We start from the raw sequence: 18,130 nt of genomic DNA on the forward strand, positions 1-18,130 counted from the left end.
TTATGAACAAACGTCCGCTCGGCAGAACGGGCTTGCAGGTCAGTGAAGTCAGCTTTGGCACATGGGCGATCGGAGGCTCCTGGGGACAGACCAGTGAAGCCGAGTCGCTCCGCGCTTTGGATAAAGCTATGGATGAAGGCGTTAACTTCTTCGATACAGCCGATGTATACGGCGACGGCAGAAGCGAGCGGCTGCTCGCCCGCGCTACCAAAGGCAAGGAAGATCAAATTCATATCGCTACGAAGTTTTGCCGCCAGGGCGATATCTTCGATCCGCAGACCTATTCGGAGCAGCGGATCCGCCAGTGGTGTGAAGACAGCCTGAAACGGCTGGAGCGCGACACGATTGATTTGTATCAAATCCACTGCGCGCCGTTCGAGATTTTGCAGCAGGGGGCTGTGTTTGAGGTGCTGGACAAGCTGAAGCAGGAAGGCAAAATCCGTGCTTACGGCGTCAGCGTCGAGACCGTGGAAGAAGGGCTGTTCTGCCTGGAGAAATCCGGCGTGCAGGCGCTGCAGATCATCTTCAACATCTTCCGGCAGAAGCCAATCGCGGAGCTTCTTCCCCGCGCCAGCGAACGCGGCGTAGGGCTGCTGGTCCGGCTGCCGCTTGCGAGCGGTCTGCTGACTGGCAAATTTACGACAAACTCCACCTTTGAAGCGGAGGATCACCGCAACTTCAACCGTGACGGAGCAGCGTTTAATGTTGGTGAAACGTTTGCCGGGCTGCCGTTTGAGAAAGGCGTCGAGCTTGCGTCCCAGCTGGACTGGATTGCGGAAGGACGCGGCAACATGACGCGGGCCGCTCTTCGCTGGCTGCTGGATTTCAAAGAGATTACATGTGTGATTCCGGGCTTCAAGAACGTGAAGCAGGTCGAGGACAACCTTGGCGTATTGTCGGCCAAACCGTTCAGCGCGGAAGAACATGAGCGGCTGCGGAAGTTCTACGAAGAGCAGGTGCATGAACATATTCGCGGCGCTTATTAAAAGAAGCCGTGAAGGCAAGGGAGCCTTGGGCTCCCTTTTTTTTCAAAAAAATTTCAGAACAGTCTGGAGGAAAAGTCAGTGAAATATGATCCGAGCCATTCCTATTGGCTTCATGAACCGAAGAATTACGAGATTAAAGAAGATGAGATTACGATCTACACCGATCCAGGCACGGATTTCTGGCAGCGGACCTATTACGGATTTAGAAATGATAACGCTCCGGCTTTATTGTTTAAGATCGACGAGCCGTATTTTTCTTTTGAACTGAAAACCAAGTTTGATAGCCAGCACCGCTTTGACCAATGCGGAGTTATCATCTACCAGAACAGCGATAACTGGTCGAAAGCTTCGATTGAATATGAAAATGATGAATATCAACGGCTGGGGAGCGTAGTCACCAATCATGGGTACTCGGACTGGGCTACCACTGATATCGATGCGGCTGTTAAGCAAATGTATTACCGGGTCAGCCGCCGGGAAAGTGATTTTCTGATCGAACATTCTTATGATGGGGTGACCTATAAGCAAATGCGGATTTTCCATCTGTTTGAAGGCGCGGGGGAAATTCAGCTGGGGATCTATGCCTGCAGCCCTGAGGAGTCCTCTTTCAAAGCGGTGTTCAGTGAGATTCGGCTGACGGCATGCAAATGGAAGGCACATGAGTAATTGTCCGTCATAGGCGGATGAGGGGAAGTTTGAGAGAAGGATCAAGGAAGTTTGAAAGAAGAATGAGAGAAGAATAGGGATCAAAGATGAGTGTTTGCTCATCTTTTCTAATGTTTTCAATATAATCATTTACTTATATAAATTAATGCTTATATAATAAATCCAGCGAATCTGGATTCTGAAAGGAGGATGGCGATGTGAGCACGATTGAAGAGATATCTGAACATATGAAGCTTCTCGCGGACAAAACAAAACCCTTTGTTTATTTCCTGTGCACCGGCAATTCCTGCCGCAGCCAAATCGCGGACGGCTTTCTGAAGGCGCTTGGCGGGGACAAATATGAAGTCAAAAGTGCCGGGCTGGAGGCCCACGGATTAAATCCGCGTGCTGTCCAAACGATGAAAGAAGCCGGTATTGATATTACCAACCATACTTCCGACGTGATCGATCCGGAAATTCTCAACCGCGCCGACTACGTCATTACGCTTTGCGGCCATGCCGATGAACACTGCCCGGTGATCTCCAATCCAAACGTCACCAAATGGCATTGGGGCTTTGATGATCCAGCCAAAGCCACCGGTACGGAAAAAGAGATCACAAAGCAGTTTAATCAGGTTCGCGATGCGATCAAGGATCGTGTAGCCCGGTTCGTAGAAAACGGCAAATAAACGTTCAGTGAAGGAGTTTTACTTGTATGGATAATGGGGCTAAAAATGATCAGGTACTTGTTGAGGACAGGATTTTCTTCGGCGGTGCAGACGCTGTTAAGGATATGTTTGACTATGAAGAAGCGATCCTTTTATTTTAAGGTGAAGCGATTCTCTTTTTTAGTTGAAATTGATGCGTTTAAACCTTTGTTTAAGGATGGATGGTTTTGCCAACTGGAAACAGGCTGCGGATCAGGACCTCCGGAATGGCCAGCAGCAGGATGATAGAGCCATAAATGCCGATGGTATAGCTGACCGCATAGTCGAAACCAAGTCCATACTGGAAGAGAGAAGCGAGCAGGTGGATCGACAGGTTAGTGAAGCAAAAAGCGTAGCTCCGAATCATCCAGTTCCGGTGCCGGTCGATTTGTTTCTTCCTGATCCAGATCACCGCCATTACCGTAAGAAACGGCCAGATCAGGTTTAACGCGTTAAACCCTATGCTGCTGATTTTTCCGCCAGTCGAATAGGGGGCGAGATAACCGGAGGTCAATACCACCAGAAACACAGATACGAGATAAACATAGCCGTTTATACGATGGAATCTGCGGCTTTGTCGAAAAATCCGATTAGAGAAATTAAGCAGCCCTGTCGCCATGGTAAGGCAGGCAAAAGCGACGTGAACGTACAGCACGTTCAGCCAGACGGGCAGGCTCAGCTCCCGCTTCAGCCCGGTTTTGTGACTTAGGAATCCGGAGGCATCCGGATCAACCAAGTAATTTTTGATTATTGCATACAAGATAAATAGAGAACAGACCGTCACTAAAATACTGAATAAAACTCGTTGTCTCTTCAATTGTTGCTAACCCCCGTAATTCTTGAATTCGCTCCTCATTACAAACACCGCTTATAGAACACGCTCACCTGTTAATTTGGAGGCCGGCAGCATTCCGGCTCTGGCGGTTCCGGTCATTTGATCACCTCTAACGTACACCTCAAACATCAGATTCAAGCGCATCGGTTTCCGAATTTGTAAGGACCAGGTCATCCGATTCTCCACCAGCTGAGGATTGATAAACTCAACCGTCTCATTCCCCTGAGTGGCCTTGCCCAGGATCTTCCCTTGGCTAGTTGTAATAGACAGCTTGACCTGGAGTTTCCCGACCGGCGTTGCAATCGACGTATCCCAATCTCCATCAAAGATTGAGGCTTGAGTGATAGGGTCTGGCCTTAGGCTAACCCTATTCTGTTGATCCTGCGCCAAAGAAACCTTGTCGTCCGAAGGAGCATTAAGGCTGCTGCTACCGCTGCCTGGCGCCATTCCCGATTGTCGCCACACCGTTCCTCTGCGTTCAAATTCAAACAACCGCTCAACCTCATGGGCGATCATGGGGCCCAGTTCACGCTCCAGCAAATACAAAGCGACATCAAGCCCTGAGGTGACTCCGCCTCCGGTTACGAGATTGCCGTCATCCACAACCCGTGCCCAAACAGGGATCGCTCCGGTTGCTCCAAGCAGCTCCATGCCTAGATGATTAGTTACCGCTGGTCTGCCTTCCAGCAGTCCGGCCATGGCAAGCACCAGTGAGCCGCCGCATACCGTAGCAACGATGATGTCCCGCTGTCCAAGTGCCTGTTCCATGCAGCCGGTCAGCCCCGTATGCACGGCTCGGCTTAAAATGGCCGGAACGGAATCCGGACCGTCTCCTTGGACATCGCCGGACGCTCCGGGAACCAGAATAAGCCCTGCCCGGCCAGGGTCCAGCTTGCCGTGTGCCTCCAATTGAATTCCGTTAATCCCGCTGGCGACCAGTCTTGGCCCTTCGGCTGTAACAAATTCTAAGTTTATCATGTTTTCGGTCATCATGCTGGCAGCACTGAACACCTCATACGGGGCGATGGCATCCAAAAGATCAAAGCCTTCAAATAATACGATTTGAACAGATAACATGGTACGTCCTCCTAGCATTTAATTGTTTTCAAACTGAATCATAACGAATCAATATCTCAATTCAGGCAAAGAAAAGGTCACAAAAGAATAAACAAACAATCACAATAAAGGAGGTCCATCGGTTTTCGAACAAAAAAATGGTAGACTGGAAAATGAGGTGGGATATTCATGTACATATCAAATACGATACTGGTGGTGGACGATGATCCGAGTATCGTTGATCTATTAAAAGATTTTCTGGAGCATGAGGAATTCCGTGTGTTAATGGCTGGAGACGCATGTGAAGCCTGGGGATTGTTTGAACAGCATTCGATCCAGGGGATCGTGCTTGACATCATGATGCCGGGACAAAGCGGGTTTGAGCTGTGCCGCCGGATCCGGGCGGAGAGTGATGTGCCCATCCTGTTCCTGAGCGCTCGCAGCGATGATGTGGATAAAATACGGGGACTTACGCTCGGCGGTGACGATTATATCTTGAAGACCGCTTCGCCCGGTGAAATTATTGCCCGGGTAAAAGCGGTTTTGCGGAGGAGCGGTTCAAAAGCGCAAAAGGAAGAACAGGTGCTCGATTACGGCCGTGTCCGGCTGAATCTGTCTTCAAGAGAAGTATTTGTGGAAGGGGAGCAGGTCTTGCTGACCCGAAAAGAATATGAGCTGCTGCAATTGTTTCTAGCACATCCCAAACAAGTTTTTACTTATGAACAGCTGCTCGATCAATTCTGGGAAGGAATCGGCGATAAACATACGATCCGGGTTCATCTCAGCCGGCTTCGGGAGAAAATCGAAGCGGATCCGAACCATCCGCGGCATCTTGTGAACGTATGGGGAGTAGGCTACCGCTTTGAGGGAGGGTAATATGGGAAGACTTCGTATTCGTTCGTTTACCTTGCTTTGTTTCTGCTTCATTCTTTTGCTGCCCTGGCTGTTCTTTATTACGGCTCACTTTATAGTCACCCGATCGTTTGAGTTCCCGGAGAATCCGCGCAAGGCGATCCTTCAGCACGATTTTAACAGGTTGGTAGAGCAGGTGGAATCAGGGGCAGGCCGCTGGGCGGAACCCGCTTGGCAAAAGCAGCTTCAGTTTCAATTACAGCAGGCCCAAATTGACGTTGTTATTCAGTCCGCAGCAGATCAGATTGTTTACCAGTCTTCCCCGCAAGTCCCCAGCAGACTGTCGTCCTCGGTTGAACATTACGCCTTGATCGAAGATGGCCGTTTACTCGGAAGTTTCACTTTTTATTTGCCAAAATCCTATACCGTTCAGGCGATATCCGCTTTGATCGGTCTTCTGCTGGCTTTCTTTATCATTGGGTTTGAAATGAGCAGGTTTCTCCTAAAACCTCTTGAGAAAATGGGTAGAGCGGCCAGACAAATTGCTGCAGGGGATTGGGAAGTCGAGCTGCCTGTTTCCAGAATTGCGGAAATCGCTGAAGTGGGGGATGGTTTTCAGGTCATGGTAAAAGGGTTACAGCAATCCAACCGTAAACAAGCCGAACTGGAAGAAGAACGCCGGTTTGTGATTGCTGCGGTCGCTCATGATTTGCGGACGCCTCTTTTTGCACTCCGAGGGTATTTGGACGGTTTGGAGCAGGGCATTGCTCATTCACCGGAGAAAATAGCCAAATATGTGGCGGTATGCAAGGAGAAATCAGCTCAATTGGATCTCTTGGTAGAGGACCTCTTCACCTATACCAAGTTGGAATATGTCAAAACGGAACCTGGCAGCAGACCTGTCGATTTCAGGAATGTTCTCTGTAAATCGATAGACAGTCTGCAGCCGTTGGTCCAAAAAAAAGAGATCGCCCTGACAACCGCGGCTGGTGAAGACAGCTCCAGCTGTATCATCAGCGGGGATGCCCACTTATTGGAGCGTGCGATCAACAATCTGCTGGATAACGCAGTCAGACATACACCCTATAAGGGGGAGATTGCAGTTTGGTGCGAACAAGAAGGGGATAAAATACAGTTTACGGTGCGCGACACGGGACCGGGTTTCCCTGCAGATGAGCTGCAGCGCGTCTTTGAACCGTTGTACCGGGGAGAAACCTCCAGAAGCCGATCGACCGGAGGCAGCGGACTCGGATTAACGATTTCGCAGAACATTATTAGACGGCATGGAGGGGAACTCGCAGCAAGCAACCATCCGGATGGAGGAGCGCTGTTATGCGGCTGGCTTCCTGTACAGACCACATCCGGACACCAGGAGTGACGCGCTTTATCATAACTCTCGTCCGACTTGTCCGCGAAGCTGCCGGCTCATGTAGGCCAAGGTCAACGCAACGGCCGCCAATATTCCCCCAAGCAGTTTAAATCCGCCAATGCTGAAGCTTCCGCCCATAATGATACTTGTTAACAGGGAGGATAGAATGGTGCCCAAATATCTGGACGTGTTAAATAATCCGGATGCCACACCTATGATCTCTTTCGGCGAACTTTGGAATAAGGCCGCTTGCATACCGACATTGTTCAGCCCGTTGCTAATACCGAAAGCGGCTAAAGCCAAACAAACCCAGAGAAGGGAAGAAGTCACATTCATCAGGAGCATTCCCAGGGAGCCCAGCGTCATGAACAGGGCAGACGTCAACAAGGCCGGCCTTGGCCCGGACTTATCCATCCATTTTCCAGCCCATGGAGAAGCAGCAAGCGAGCATACGCCTAAGCTTAACATAAGCAGGCCTGTATCAAATTCGCTGATGTGGCGTACCGTTTGCAGGTAGGACGGAAACCCGAAGAAGATCGAGTAATATAGAACGTTCACGAGTATGAATTGAATGTTGACCCGCGTGACTGCGGGATATCGGGCTAAGGTTAGCAAAGGAATAAAAGGAAACACTGTTCTTGTTTCATGCCAGACAAAAATGAGAAGAACGACGAGACCGGACAATCCAAGCAGTAAATCTACCCAGGAAAGGTGCCGCGAGGCTATTGCCGACAATAACCCAACCAGCAAAGCCACCAGGCCTGTCGTAAACAGGAGAACCCCTGCCGCATCTAATCTGCTGAGCCATTTCCGGAGAGATTGTCCGCCTATTGCCGGCTTTGATCGACCGTCCTGTGGAATCGTCCTCCACGCGAGCAGAATCCCCGCAATTACAAAGGGAAGGTTGATCCAAAAGATGGCCGGCCAGTTCCACCAGTCCAACAACACCCCGCCGATAAAAGGCCCTAGAGCCGCTGCTCCGGACAAAAAAATCGACAAAACGGACAGCGCCGTCGCTTGTTTCTCTGTAATATGGATACGGACTAAAGCCATTCCGACAGCCGCCATCATGCTTGTTCCGATGGACTGTACGATGCGAAAGAAGATAATCCATCCAAAGCTCACAGACAATGGAGCTAATATAGAGACCACGAGGGATACCCACAGACCCGTTAGAAAAATCCTTCTGCGACCGAATAAATCACTAGCCTTTCCCACGATCGGCTGTGCAGAAGCACTAGCGATATAAAAAGAAAAAATAATCCAGGAAGCCGTTGTGAAATCAAGATGGAATTCCTTTTGCAATCCTGGAATAGCAACGGAAACCATCGATGAATTAAGTGGATTTAATAAAATTCCAAGACCTATGGAGATCATCATCCACCAGCTGCGAGCATTCATTTTGTGTTCCTCCTTAATCGTATTAAGGATATCGTACCGGAGACGATTCATTTACTCCAACGCATTTTATGGTATGATTTTATTGACTAGAAGGAATGAATTGGGGGGACACAAGTGGAACTTCTGCAATTGCAGTATTTTATAGAGGTTGCCCGGTTAGAACACGTAACCGAGGCAGCGCGGAGTCTGCATGTTACGCAATCCTCATTAAGCAAAACGATTCAGCGGCTGGAGGAGGATCTGGGAGCTCCTTTGTTTGACCGTATAGGAAGGAATTTGCGCTTGAATGGGTTTGGAAGCAGGTTCCTTCAACGTGCAGAGAAGGCTTTGTTCGAATTGGAACAGGGGAGACAAGAGATCAAGGATCTACTAAACCTGGAACAAAGCACGCTTGAGCTTGCCGTAACAGCGGCCAGCAAGCTTCCTCAAATTCTCCGTGAATTTCGCAAGATGCGGCCGGATATTCAATTTCATGTTCAAATGCTGGCCACTCAGGAAATGGTTGTCCTCCTTCAAAGAGGAGAGGTCGATCTTTGTTTGTCTTCCCCACCGGTTAATGAAGAGGAGATTGAAAGCATAATCGTGTACCGGGATCCAATCCTTGTTGCTGTTCCAACCGGACATCATCTGGCTGCGCGGGCCAGTGTATCTTTAACGGAATTAAAGAATGAGTGGTTTGTAGGCGTCAAACCCGGTTATGGAACTAGGGATTTGGCAGATTCGGCATGCAGGTCCATAGGATTTGTCCCCCAATATGTGTTTGAGGGAGATGAACCCGCCCGGCTCAGCGCTCTGGTCGAAGCGGAAATCGGGATCGCTTTTATACCAAGCACGGCAAGAGATATAAGAGACCGTATCCATTATATCCCTATTGAGGGTCACAAGCTGGAAAGGGAAATTGCCTTGTTGTGGCACAAGAACCGTTTTCTTTCGCAGGCGGCCCGGGAATTTAGAGAGATTGTTACCGAATATTTTGCCGGAGCAGACAAGCAGTAAATGAACAGGTGAATAATTCGTATAATTCTCAGTAGAATAATAAGAATTAATCTTTTCAAATGACAAGCTTTGTGAGAAAATAAGGCCATTCCAATATTTCCCTCATTAAAACTTTAATTCATTGAAGGAGGATTTATTTATGCCTGAAGACCACAAGCTGTCCTTTGAAACGTTAGCCGTACACGCCGGCCAGGAAGTCGATCCGACCACGTTCTCACGCGCCGTGCCGCTTTACCAGACCACTTCTTATGGATTCCGCGATGCCGAGCATGCGGCCAACCTGTTTGCCCTGAAAGAGTTCGGCAACATCTATACGCGGATCATGAATCCGACAACTGACGTATTCGAGCAGCGGATTGCGGCTCTCGAAGGCGGGGCAGGGGCGCTTGCTACGGCTTCAGGTTCCGCTGCGATTTCCTTCTCCATCCTTAATATCGCCGGAGCCGGAGACGAAATCGTATCTTCCTCCAGCTTGTACGGCGGTACATACAACCTGTTTGCGCAAACGCTTCCTAAACTGGGCATTAAGGTCCGTTTTGTCGACTCGGACAATCCGGAGAACTTCCGAAATGCTATTAACGAGAAGACCAAAGCGGTCTTCGCGGAGACGATCGGTAACCCGCAGGGTAACGTGCTGGACATCGAAGCGGTAGCTGCCATCGCTCATGAGCACGGTCTCCCGCTGATCGTGGACAATACGTTTCCGAGCCCGTATTTGCTGCGCCCGATTGAACATGGAGCCGACATTGTCGTCCACTCGGCGACCAAATTTATCGGCGGACACGGGACCTCAATCGGCGGAGTCATCGTGGACAGTGGTAAATTCGATTGGAAAGCGAGCGGCCGGTTCCCGGGTTTGACCGAACCTGATCCAAGCTACCACGGCGTAGTTTATACGGAGGCCGTAGGGCCGATTGCATACATCATCAAAGCCAGAGTGCAGCTTCTGCGTGATTTGGGCGCTTCGATTTCGCCGTTTAACTCCTGGCTTCTACTGCAAGGGCTTGAAACGCTGCACTTGCGTATGGAGCGCCACAGCCAGAATGCGCTGAAGGTTGCCGAATATCTGGAGGCCCATGAAGCCGTGGAATGGGTGAGCTATGCCGGTTTGCCAAGCCATCCATCTTATGATCTAGCGCAAAAATATTTGCCTAAAGGCCAAGGGGCAATCCTCACTTTCGGGATTAAAGGAGGGGCTGAAGCCGGCGTTAAACTGATCGGCAGCGTCAAGCTGTTCTCCCATCTGGCTAACGTAGGGGATTCCAAATCGCTGATCATCCACCCGGCCAGCACCACCCACCAGCAGCTTTCCGAAGAAGAACAGCGTACGGCCGGCGTGTTGCCGGAACTGCTGCGCGTATCCATCGGCACCGAGTCAATTGACGATATTCTGTACGATCTGGGGCAGGCTATCGCAGCCAGCCAGGTGTAGAAACCAAGGCGGACACCTGGTGTGGCTTTAAAAAGAACAAACCGGATGCTGTCCTGGACAGACATCCGGTTTATTTATTTTTCGGTAAAATGAACCACTCAAACAGCAGCAAACTGGCACAAAAGCTTCATAACCGTCTCCCGTTTGACCGGTTTACTGATATATTCGTCCATGCCGGCCTCGAGACATTTCTCCCGATCGCCTTTTAAAGCATTGGCCGTAACGGCAATAATGCGGGGGCACTTGTCCTTGAGATTCTCTCTGAGCATACGAGTAGCTTCAAAGCCGTTCAGTACGGGCATGTGGAGATCCATAAAGATGATATCATACAGCTGCCGGTTCACCTCTTCGATCACTTCTTGACCATTGTTAACAACGGTAACCTCGTGGCCTAGTTTCTCCAGCATTTTGCTCATCACCAATCGATTGATCGGATTATCTTCAGCAAGCAGGATCTTCGTTTGAACCATATTCTGCTGCAGCAGATCGAGAGAATGCCCCTCGGGAAGCTCCAAAGCTGGTTTAAAGACAATCGTAAAAATAAACGAAGACCCGTTCTTGCCGTCGCTTTCGGCGTGAATCTCGCCGCCCATCATCTGCACGACCTTGCGGCTGATCGCAAGCCCCAAACCGGTGCCTTCGTGCCTGCGGCTCATAAAGCTGTCTATTTGAGCGAAAGGCTCAAAGATGTCCTCAAGCCGTTTCGGATCGATCCCAATGCCCGTATCTGTAATAGTAAAGACCAGCATTTCCTGCTTCACTTTCGATGGTTCCACTTTCACCGATATGTTTCCTTGAGGCGTAAACTTGACGGCATTGCCCAGAAGGTTTATCAGTACCTGCTTCAACCGGTCGGGATCCCCATAAATATGATCGGGAACATCGTGGTTCAAGGTGTAGGATAAGGCCAGGTTTTTCTCTTCCGCTTTGCCCGAAATGACCGAGAAGCTTTCTTTGATACATAAACGTAAATCAAAAACTTCTTCTTGAAGTTCGGTGCGGCCTGCTTCGATCTTGGACAGATCCAGAATGTCATTGATAATGCCTAACAGTGTTTCACCGCTTTGGCGGATGACTTCAATGCAGTTTCTTTGTTCTTCCGTAAGATCGGGCGTGTCCAGCAAAATGTCCGTCATGCCGATGACTCCGTTCATCGGTGTCCGGATTTCGTGGCTCATCATGGCCAAAAACTCGCTTTTGGCCTTATTGGTGCTCTCAGCAGCTTCCTTGGCCAGCAGCAGCTTCTTCTGTTCGGAAATATCCTTGCAGATTAGGTAAAAACCTATATTCTGTCCGCCGACAAAGATCGGCGCTATGCTGGCAAGTACCTCAACGGCATTGCCGTATTTGGTAAACAGCTTGTCGATGTGGTGTTCAATGGAGTTGTCGTAAAGAGACTTCTCCAGAATTTTGTCTACATTCTCTTGGCCGATCAAGTTGGCAAGCTCCATCCCGATCAATTCGGTTTCATTTACATATCCGGTCAGTTCTTCGGTTACTTTATTGGTATTGATAATGCGTCCGTTAAGCCCAAAGGAAATAACGGCGTCATGGTTGTATTTCTTGAGAGACGTATAACGTTCAACCGATTCCTGAAGCCGCCGCTCGGATTCTTTCTGTTTGGTGATATCAATCATCTGTGCAATATAGTATAGAGGTTTGCCTGTCTCATCGCTGAAGAGCTTGATGGAAAGCAGTACCCACATGATTTCTCCGTTCTTCTTCATGTATCTTCTTTCAACCTGTACTTCATCGCCATCACCCATTAAGGCCTTCAAACCGGCAATATCCGTATCCGTTTCATCCGGGTGAGCAAAGACGCCTGCGGGCTTGCTGTCAAATTCCTCTTTGGTATATCCAAACATCTTCTCCATAGCAGGATTTACGGTTAAAACCATGCCTTCCGGCGAAATAAGGCCAATGCCAAATGAAGCATGATCAAATACTTGCTGATTGAAGGTAACTTGATTCAAATTCACGCGATGCATAACTTAACCTCCATTATAGATAAACAAACTTTGAAGCTGGTTCCAAGGTCCACGTTAATTATAGTTGACTCTTGTCATTACCCAAAGGGCCTTGATAAGAAACATATTGCGGACTCCGATCAAGATTTATGGAGATGATTTGAAAAATACATAGATATCGAATAAGATGAAAGCGTTATCGATATATCGGTATATCGAAATCTATCATTCGGATCAAGAGGTGAGAGGAATGAAATACAGAAGACTAGGCAAAACAGAACTGAACGTATCCGTTGTTGGCGTAGGTACATGGCAGTTTGGCGGTGATTGGGGCAAAGATTACACACAGAAAGAAGTAGACGGAATTTTGAACCGGGCACAAGAGTTAGGCATTAACTTGATCGATACGGCCGAGTGTTACGGACCCCATCACTTGTCAGAGAGCTTTATTGGGGACTATATCTCCCGCGGCCGGCGTGAGGATTGGATTATTGCCTCCAAGTTTGGTCATCAATGGCATGACCATTGGGAGCACGCCTGGAACGTGGACCAGATTCGGGTTCAGCTTGAAGAATCCTTGAAAGCCCTTAGAACGGACTACATTGATCTTTATCAATTCCACTCCGGACCCGATGAGGTCTTTGATCAGGATGAGCTATGGACGATGCTGGACAAGCAGGTTCAGGCCGGCAAAATCCGCAACCTCGGCATTTCGATCGGAAGCAACGATAACCTGCATCAGACCAGCAAAGCTACGGAGCTCAACGCCAAAGCGATCCAGGTCGTTTATAACCGGTTGGACCGCACGCCGGAAGAACGGGTATTCCCGTCCTGCCAGCAGCAGGATCTTGGTGTACTCGCACGGGTTCCTCTGGCCAGCGGCTTTCTGAGCGGGAAATACAAGCCGGGTACTGTGTTTGAGGATAACGTAAGGAAAGGGCGCAAGCGTGAAGAGATCGACGAGAAACTGAAGCTTGTGGAGCAGATCAAACAGACGGAATTGCCCGAAGGCGTAGGCATGGCGGAATGGGCGCTGGCCTGGTGTCTGAAGAATCCGGTCGTAAGCTGCGTTATACCGGGCTGCAAAAGTCCGGAACAAGTCGAGGCCAACGCACGGGCAGCGGATCTGGAGTTGTAACCGTAGGAATATATTGCTCCGGGAATGAACAAGGCTGCAGAATGGCAACCTAAGGAAGGAGTACAAATCTCAATTTCCGAGGAGGATATCTGTTATGGCTGACCAGAAAAGAAGGAAAGAAGCCGCCTGGAAGTCTCGAAAGCAGGAACAACATCCCCATGGTAAAATCAAATCGCTTAAGGAGTTATCCAGCGAATATGATGAGAAAAGTACTACCTTTTAAGCAATAGAAAGGCTGGCGACATTTCGCCGGTCTTTTTCTTTACGGAACAATAATTAAGAATTAAAGTAATAGATAGGATTTAGGATATCAGACGGAGAGGAAGGGACAGGCTGTGAAACTTCATTTCGTAAAGGTGAATCATACAGAACAAATTGCTGATTTAGCTCCATTGGCGGCGGAAATCTGGCGTGAACATTATATTACTATCATCACCATGGAGCAGATTGATTACATGATCGATAAATTTCAATCTGTTGCCGCTATCACGGACCAAATCCAGCAGCAAGGTTACGAGTATTATTTATTCCAGCAGGATGGGGTCAATGTTGGATATATGTCGGTCAAACCCGAAGAAGGCAAGCTGTTTCTGAGCAAGTTTTATATCGCTAAAGAGCACCGGGGGAACGGTTATTCAAGCCAGGCCTTTGCTTTCCTGGAACAGTTGTGCAAGGATCGCAAACTAAGCCATATCTGGCTGACGGTCAATCGTTATAATACAAACAGCATAGCGGTATATGAGCGCAAAGGCTTCCGTTCCATCCGGGAGCAAAAAGCCGATATCGGCAGCGGATTTGTGATGGATGATTTTATTATGGAGAAGGAAGTTCAGGTTTCATGAGAGGGAGAAGGAGTATACGGCCGAGTGGAAACCCAGTTTAAGCAATATATATCTGAATACGATGATTTGCTGCGAGATTTACGCTTAGTAAAGCAGCTTCAATTGCCCCAAAGTTATATCGCAGCCGGGTATATCAGAAATTATGTTTGGGACAGACTTCATGGATTTGACTATCGGGGGCGGCACAGCGATATTGACGTCGTTTATTATGACCCCGCCGATTGTTCGGAGGAAAGGGATGCAAGGCTGGAGGATGAGCTGAAAAGTCTCACCGGTAATCCTAAATGGTCCGTCAAGAATCAGGCCAGGATGCATGTGCGAAATGGGGAACAGCCTTATTCCTCAACTTGGGATGCTATGAGAAGATGGCCGGAGGTCGCAACCGCAGTTGGAGCGAGTATGGGTGAGGAAGGCCAGGTTCAGTTCATTTGCCCGTATGGGGTAAAGGATCTGTTTGAATTAATCATAAGGCGCAGTCCGCTCTTCCCGGATAGGGCATATTATTTGGAACGTGTTCACAAGAAGGAATGGAAGAAGCAGTGGCCTTTGCTGAACGTCATTGAAGATTAAAATGTTTACGCCAAGCTAAAAAGAAAGAATCCCGCTAAAGAAGTCGCCTGTAGGGCGGCTTTTTTTTGTGTTGATAATAGTTGATATTGAAGGAATACTGGGGGGAGGATTTTGATTTTAAACGCTGGAGGAAGGGAGTGTAATAGATGGATTTGCCGTACATGAAGAGCTATGAAAGGAATATTTCTGTTTTGCTGCAAAAGCCTAATCCATAGACCAGACAACCGGGTTCGGTGCAAATCATCAAATACGAACATATGGAACGGTAGAACCGAATGTATATATTCCAACTAAATGGAGAATGTAAAAAGAATTAGTAAAAAACTGCCACAACAAATATTTTGGAGAAATATCTTCAGGATAAGTATCTTCTTAGGAGCTCATGTGATGATGAATAAGAGCAATAACCCTACACCTGACGGCTTTCCCTGTACGATGGAGGAATTCACGGAACTTGTAAGATCGTCTTTGGGGGAGAGTCCGGATGTTATTTATCGTGAAATGACATTAGGCAATAAACGCGTCGTTATGATATACATCGATGGAATGGGAGATCCACACGAAATGCTGGAAGCCATCCATCAGGATATGCCGCTTTATTTGGAGAGGCAGGAGCAGTCCGCTGAGGAGCTCTTATTGCTGCTCAAAGAACGAACGATTACATTGGGAAAGATTGGTGAAGTGAAGACACACGCTGAGCTTGAAGCCAAAATTCTGAGCGGTAATACCCTTGTTTATATTGATGGATTAGATACGGCTCTTTACGTAGGAACGGAGGCCTTGAAGCAGCGCGGCGTTGAAGAAGCCACTTCCCAGTCTGTGGTAAGGGGACCAAGGGAAGGTTTCACGGAATCGCTTCGGGAGAACACGGCACTGGTAAGAAGACGGATCCAAAGTCGAAAGCTCCAGCTTGAAGAACGAAAAATCGGAGACAATACGAACACGCAGATTGCCATTATGTACATGCAAGGGCTGTGTGATATTGAGGTCCTTAATCAACTAAGAGAACGGCTGGACCAAATTCGTTTGGACAGCGTACTTGAGAGCAACTATATCGAAGAGATGATTCAGGATCGGAGTTATAGTCCTTTTCCTACCGTGTACAATTCAGAGCGTCCGGATGTTATTGCCTCAGCACTACTGGAAGGCCGAATCGCGATCTTCGTTGAAGGGACGCCTTTTGTATTAGTTGTACCGGCCTTATTCGCCCAATTCTTCCAGTCCAGCGAGGACTATTACCAGCGCGGAGACTTCTCCAGTCTTGTCCGCCTTCTCCGGTACCTATGCTTCGGCATCGCACTTCTAACCCCTTCATTCTATATCGCAATCACAACCTTTCATCAGGAGATGCTTCCGACCAATCTGCTCATCAGCTTAATCGGTCAACGGGAAGGGGTTCCGTTTCCGGCGTTTGTAGAAGCGCTTATCATGGAGATCACCTTTGAGATTTTAAGGGAAGCGGGAATCCGGCTGCCTAAATCGATCGGGCAGTCTGTCTCCATCGTAGGAACTCTGGTCATAGGCCAAGCAGCCGTGGAAGCCGGATTGGTATCCGCTGCCATGGTTATCGTCGTATCGATCACCGCCATTTCCAATTTTGCTCTTCCATCTTTTAATCTCGGCATTTCCACGCGGGTTCTTCGTTTTGTTCTTATGGGAATTGGTGCTTCATTTGGTTTGTACGGCATGATTATTGCTTTGATCATCCTTGGACTACATCTTTGCAGTCTGGAATCGATGGGGGTTCCGTATATGACTTCTTTTGCTCCTTTTCGTTGGAGAAGTCAAAAAGACGCTATGCTTCGATTGTCTCAGCGAACAAAAAAGAAGTATCTGAATATGCTTGATGCTCATAAAAATGGCGGACGATCAAGAATCTAATCAAGATAAGGATGATCCAGAATGCTGGGAAGACTGATGCTCATAACCCTTCTTCTCATCGGTGTCCTTTTCACTCCGGGTTGTTGGAGCCGGAAAGAGCTGAATGAACTTGCCGTCGTTATGGCTCTGGGAATCGACAAAGTAGAAGGCGGGTATGCCGTAACGGCTCAAGTGCTTAATTCCGGTGAAACAGATACTAAGCGGGGAGCCTCAATGGGGAGTCTGCCCGTCATTACTTATTTTTCAGTCGGCAAAACCATCCCGGATGCCCTTCAGCGTATGCATGGTCTGGCACCGCGAACCTTATATTTGTCTCATCTGAGGGTCCTCATCTTTGGCGAAAAGCTGGCCCGGGCGGGACTGGGAGATGTCATGGATTTTATAGCGCGGAATTACCAACTGCGCACGGATTTTTTTCTGCTTGTGACCAAAGCAGGCCACGCTTCCGAGATCCTTGATGTTGTGACCCCTTTCGAATACATTCCGGCCGGTTCGATTTACTCGTCTATTCTGGTTTCCCATGATAAATGGGCTGCGACAGGGAAAGTTACGCTCCAGCAGTTTATTACCGAACTCAAACGTGACGGTTCAGACCCTGTGTTATCGGGTGTACGGCTGAGCGGGGATCAAAACAAAGGGAAAAGCATCGATAACGTAAAAAAGATTACGCCAGATACGCTGATTGAGCACACTGGATTAGGCGTTTTTAAAGGAGACCGTCTGGTGGGCTGGTTAGAGGAAGCTCCCAGCAAAGCTGTAAATTATGTTCTTAATGAAGTGGACAGCACCGGGGGAGTTATCGTATTTCCTGAAGGCGTTATTGGTTTTAACGTAAACCAGGCCACCAGCTCGTTACAGGTTTCTTTTAATGAAGAGGGAATTCCTGAATTTAAGGTTCGTATAAAAGTTGAAGCGGATCTGAGTACCATTCAATTCCCGATGGACCTTAGCCAACCTTCTACTATTACAGAAATAGAGAAACGGATTGAAGAGAAATATAATACGATGATCAGCAGATCCATCCAAAATGTTCAGGTCCGTTACGGAGCCGACGTCTTCGGGTTTGGAGAAGCTTTGCACCGGAAATACCCAAAGAAATGGAGAAAGTATAGAGACAATTGGGAGGAGCATTTCAAGAAGATGAAGGTAAACGTCGACACGAAGGTTGCGATACGGAGAATCGGTTCCATTGTTCAGCCGATCAGCAGGGAGTCTAAATAACATGAATTGGAATCTGCCTCTTCTGTTGGTGCTGGCCTTTTCTTTGATCGAAGGGATTTGGAGGAGCATCAAGCAGCGATATCTTGCGGATACCCTGGTCTTCTTCTCCATCTGGGGTCTTGCATTAATCACTGTAATTGCCGATATGCTGCAATTTTCGGGTCTGAGGCCTTTGGATTGGATCGGTTTTGTTATGCAGCCTATTAATAAATTTATGCCCTGAGAGAAAGGA

The 18,130-nt window shown here is 48.4% G+C and carries 18 protein-coding genes; 14 read left to right on the forward strand and 4 right to left on the reverse strand.

Going from position 1 to position 18,130, the window contains the following annotated elements; translation table 11 throughout:
- Nucleotides 1-2 precede the first annotated feature (2 nt).
- The 3 genes from CBE73_RS02985 (at nt 3) to arsC (ending at nt 2,320) form a co-directional block, all read left to right on the forward strand.
- The gene (locus CBE73_RS02985; RefSeq protein ID WP_094092937.1) at nt 3-986 is read left to right on the forward strand and encodes an aldo/keto reductase; all 984 of its coding nucleotides are present in this window, start codon (nt 3-5) and stop codon (nt 984-986) included.
- A 78-nt stretch (nt 987-1,064) separates the two neighbouring features.
- The gene (locus CBE73_RS02990; RefSeq protein WP_094092938.1) at nt 1,065-1,652 is read left to right on the forward strand and encodes a DUF1349 domain-containing protein; all 588 of its coding nucleotides are present in this window, start codon (nt 1,065-1,067) and stop codon (nt 1,650-1,652) included.
- Between the two features lie 227 nt (nt 1,653-1,879).
- Entirely contained in the window at nt 1,880-2,320 is a 441-nt protein-coding gene (arsC, locus tag CBE73_RS02995) for an arsenate reductase (thioredoxin) (RefSeq protein WP_094096104.1), read from the forward strand.
- 190 nt (nt 2,321-2,510) lie between these two features.
- Here the strand turns inward: arsC and CBE73_RS03000 are convergent, their stop codons facing one another.
- The gene (locus CBE73_RS03000) at nt 2,511-3,155 is read right to left on the reverse strand and encodes a DUF2306 domain-containing protein (protein WP_094092939.1); all 645 of its coding nucleotides are present in this window, start codon (nt 3,153-3,155) and stop codon (nt 2,511-2,513) included.
- Between the two features lie 51 nt (nt 3,156-3,206).
- Entirely contained in the window at nt 3,207-4,250 is a 1,044-nt protein-coding gene (locus CBE73_RS03005) for a DJ-1/PfpI family protein (RefSeq protein WP_094092940.1), read from the reverse strand.
- Nucleotides 4,251-4,418: 168 nt separating this feature from the next.
- Between CBE73_RS03005 and CBE73_RS03010 the strand changes: the two genes are divergently transcribed.
- Together CBE73_RS03010 and CBE73_RS03015 are read left to right on the forward strand one after the other, a co-directional pair.
- The gene (locus CBE73_RS03010; protein ID WP_094092941.1) at nt 4,419-5,105 is read left to right on the forward strand and encodes a response regulator transcription factor; all 687 of its coding nucleotides are present in this window, start codon (nt 4,419-4,421) and stop codon (nt 5,103-5,105) included.
- Nucleotide 5,106: 1 nt separating this feature from the next.
- Nucleotides 5,107-6,459: a sensor histidine kinase gene (locus CBE73_RS03015; protein WP_094092942.1), complete on the forward strand. Its 1,353-nt coding sequence runs from the start codon at nt 5,107-5,109 to the stop codon at nt 6,457-6,459.
- 9 nt (nt 6,460-6,468) lie between these two features.
- Here CBE73_RS03015 and CBE73_RS03020 read toward each other — a convergent pair whose 3' ends face one another.
- The gene (locus CBE73_RS03020) at nt 6,469-7,851 is read right to left on the reverse strand and encodes an MFS transporter (RefSeq protein WP_094092943.1); all 1,383 of its coding nucleotides are present in this window, start codon (nt 7,849-7,851) and stop codon (nt 6,469-6,471) included.
- A gap of 114 nt (nt 7,852-7,965) precedes the next feature.
- Here CBE73_RS03020 and CBE73_RS03025 point away from each other — a divergent pair, with 114 nt between their 5' ends.
- Together CBE73_RS03025 and CBE73_RS03030 are read left to right on the forward strand one after the other, a co-directional pair.
- Entirely contained in the window at nt 7,966-8,847 is an 882-nt protein-coding gene (locus CBE73_RS03025; protein WP_094092944.1) for a LysR family transcriptional regulator, read from the forward strand.
- A 139-nt stretch (nt 8,848-8,986) separates the two neighbouring features.
- Nucleotides 8,987-10,279: a homocysteine synthase gene (locus CBE73_RS03030; protein WP_094092945.1), complete on the forward strand. Its 1,293-nt coding sequence runs from the start codon at nt 8,987-8,989 to the stop codon at nt 10,277-10,279.
- Nucleotides 10,280-10,377: 98 nt separating this feature from the next.
- Here the strand turns inward: CBE73_RS03030 and CBE73_RS03035 are convergent, their stop codons facing one another.
- Nucleotides 10,378-12,267 (reverse strand): PAS domain S-box protein, encoded by a 1,890-nt coding sequence (locus CBE73_RS03035; RefSeq protein WP_094092946.1) that lies wholly within the window; start codon nt 12,265-12,267, stop codon nt 10,378-10,380.
- A 229-nt stretch (nt 12,268-12,496) separates the two neighbouring features.
- On the opposite strand from CBE73_RS03035, the gene CBE73_RS03040 reads away from it, so the two are divergent.
- The 7 genes from CBE73_RS03040 (at nt 12,497) to CBE73_RS03065 (ending at nt 18,121) form a co-directional block, all read left to right on the forward strand.
- Nucleotides 12,497-13,384, forward strand: coding sequence for an aldo/keto reductase (locus tag CBE73_RS03040; protein WP_094092947.1), 888 nt, complete (start codon nt 12,497-12,499; stop codon nt 13,382-13,384).
- 94 nt (nt 13,385-13,478) lie between these two features.
- Nucleotides 13,479-13,607, forward strand: coding sequence for a DUF6254 family protein (locus CBE73_RS22325; protein WP_229752555.1), 129 nt, complete (start codon nt 13,479-13,481; stop codon nt 13,605-13,607).
- A 133-nt stretch (nt 13,608-13,740) separates the two neighbouring features.
- On the forward strand, nt 13,741-14,226 hold the full coding sequence (locus CBE73_RS03045) for a GNAT family N-acetyltransferase (protein ID WP_244905516.1): 486 nt from the start codon (nt 13,741-13,743) through the stop codon (nt 14,224-14,226).
- A gap of 24 nt (nt 14,227-14,250) precedes the next feature.
- Entirely contained in the window at nt 14,251-14,796 is a 546-nt protein-coding gene (locus tag CBE73_RS03050) for a nucleotidyltransferase family protein (protein ID WP_094092949.1), read from the forward strand.
- A gap of 435 nt (nt 14,797-15,231) precedes the next feature.
- Complete coding sequence (locus CBE73_RS03055) at nt 15,232-16,677, forward strand: spore germination protein (RefSeq protein WP_280523005.1); 1,446 nt, start codon at nt 15,232-15,234, stop codon at nt 16,675-16,677.
- Between the two features lie 21 nt (nt 16,678-16,698).
- Nucleotides 16,699-17,898, forward strand: a complete 1,200-nt coding sequence (locus tag CBE73_RS03060; protein WP_094092950.1) for a Ger(x)C family spore germination protein — start codon at nt 16,699-16,701, stop codon at nt 17,896-17,898.
- Between the two features lies 1 nt (nt 17,899).
- Nucleotides 17,900-18,121, forward strand: a complete 222-nt coding sequence (locus CBE73_RS03065) for a hypothetical protein (protein ID WP_094092951.1) — start codon at nt 17,900-17,902, stop codon at nt 18,119-18,121.
- The last annotated feature ends 9 nt before the right edge of the window (nt 18,122-18,130 follow it).

The organism is Paenibacillus physcomitrellae (assembly GCF_002240225.1).
Lineage (GTDB): Bacteria > Bacillota > Bacilli > Paenibacillales > Paenibacillaceae > Fontibacillus > Fontibacillus physcomitrellae.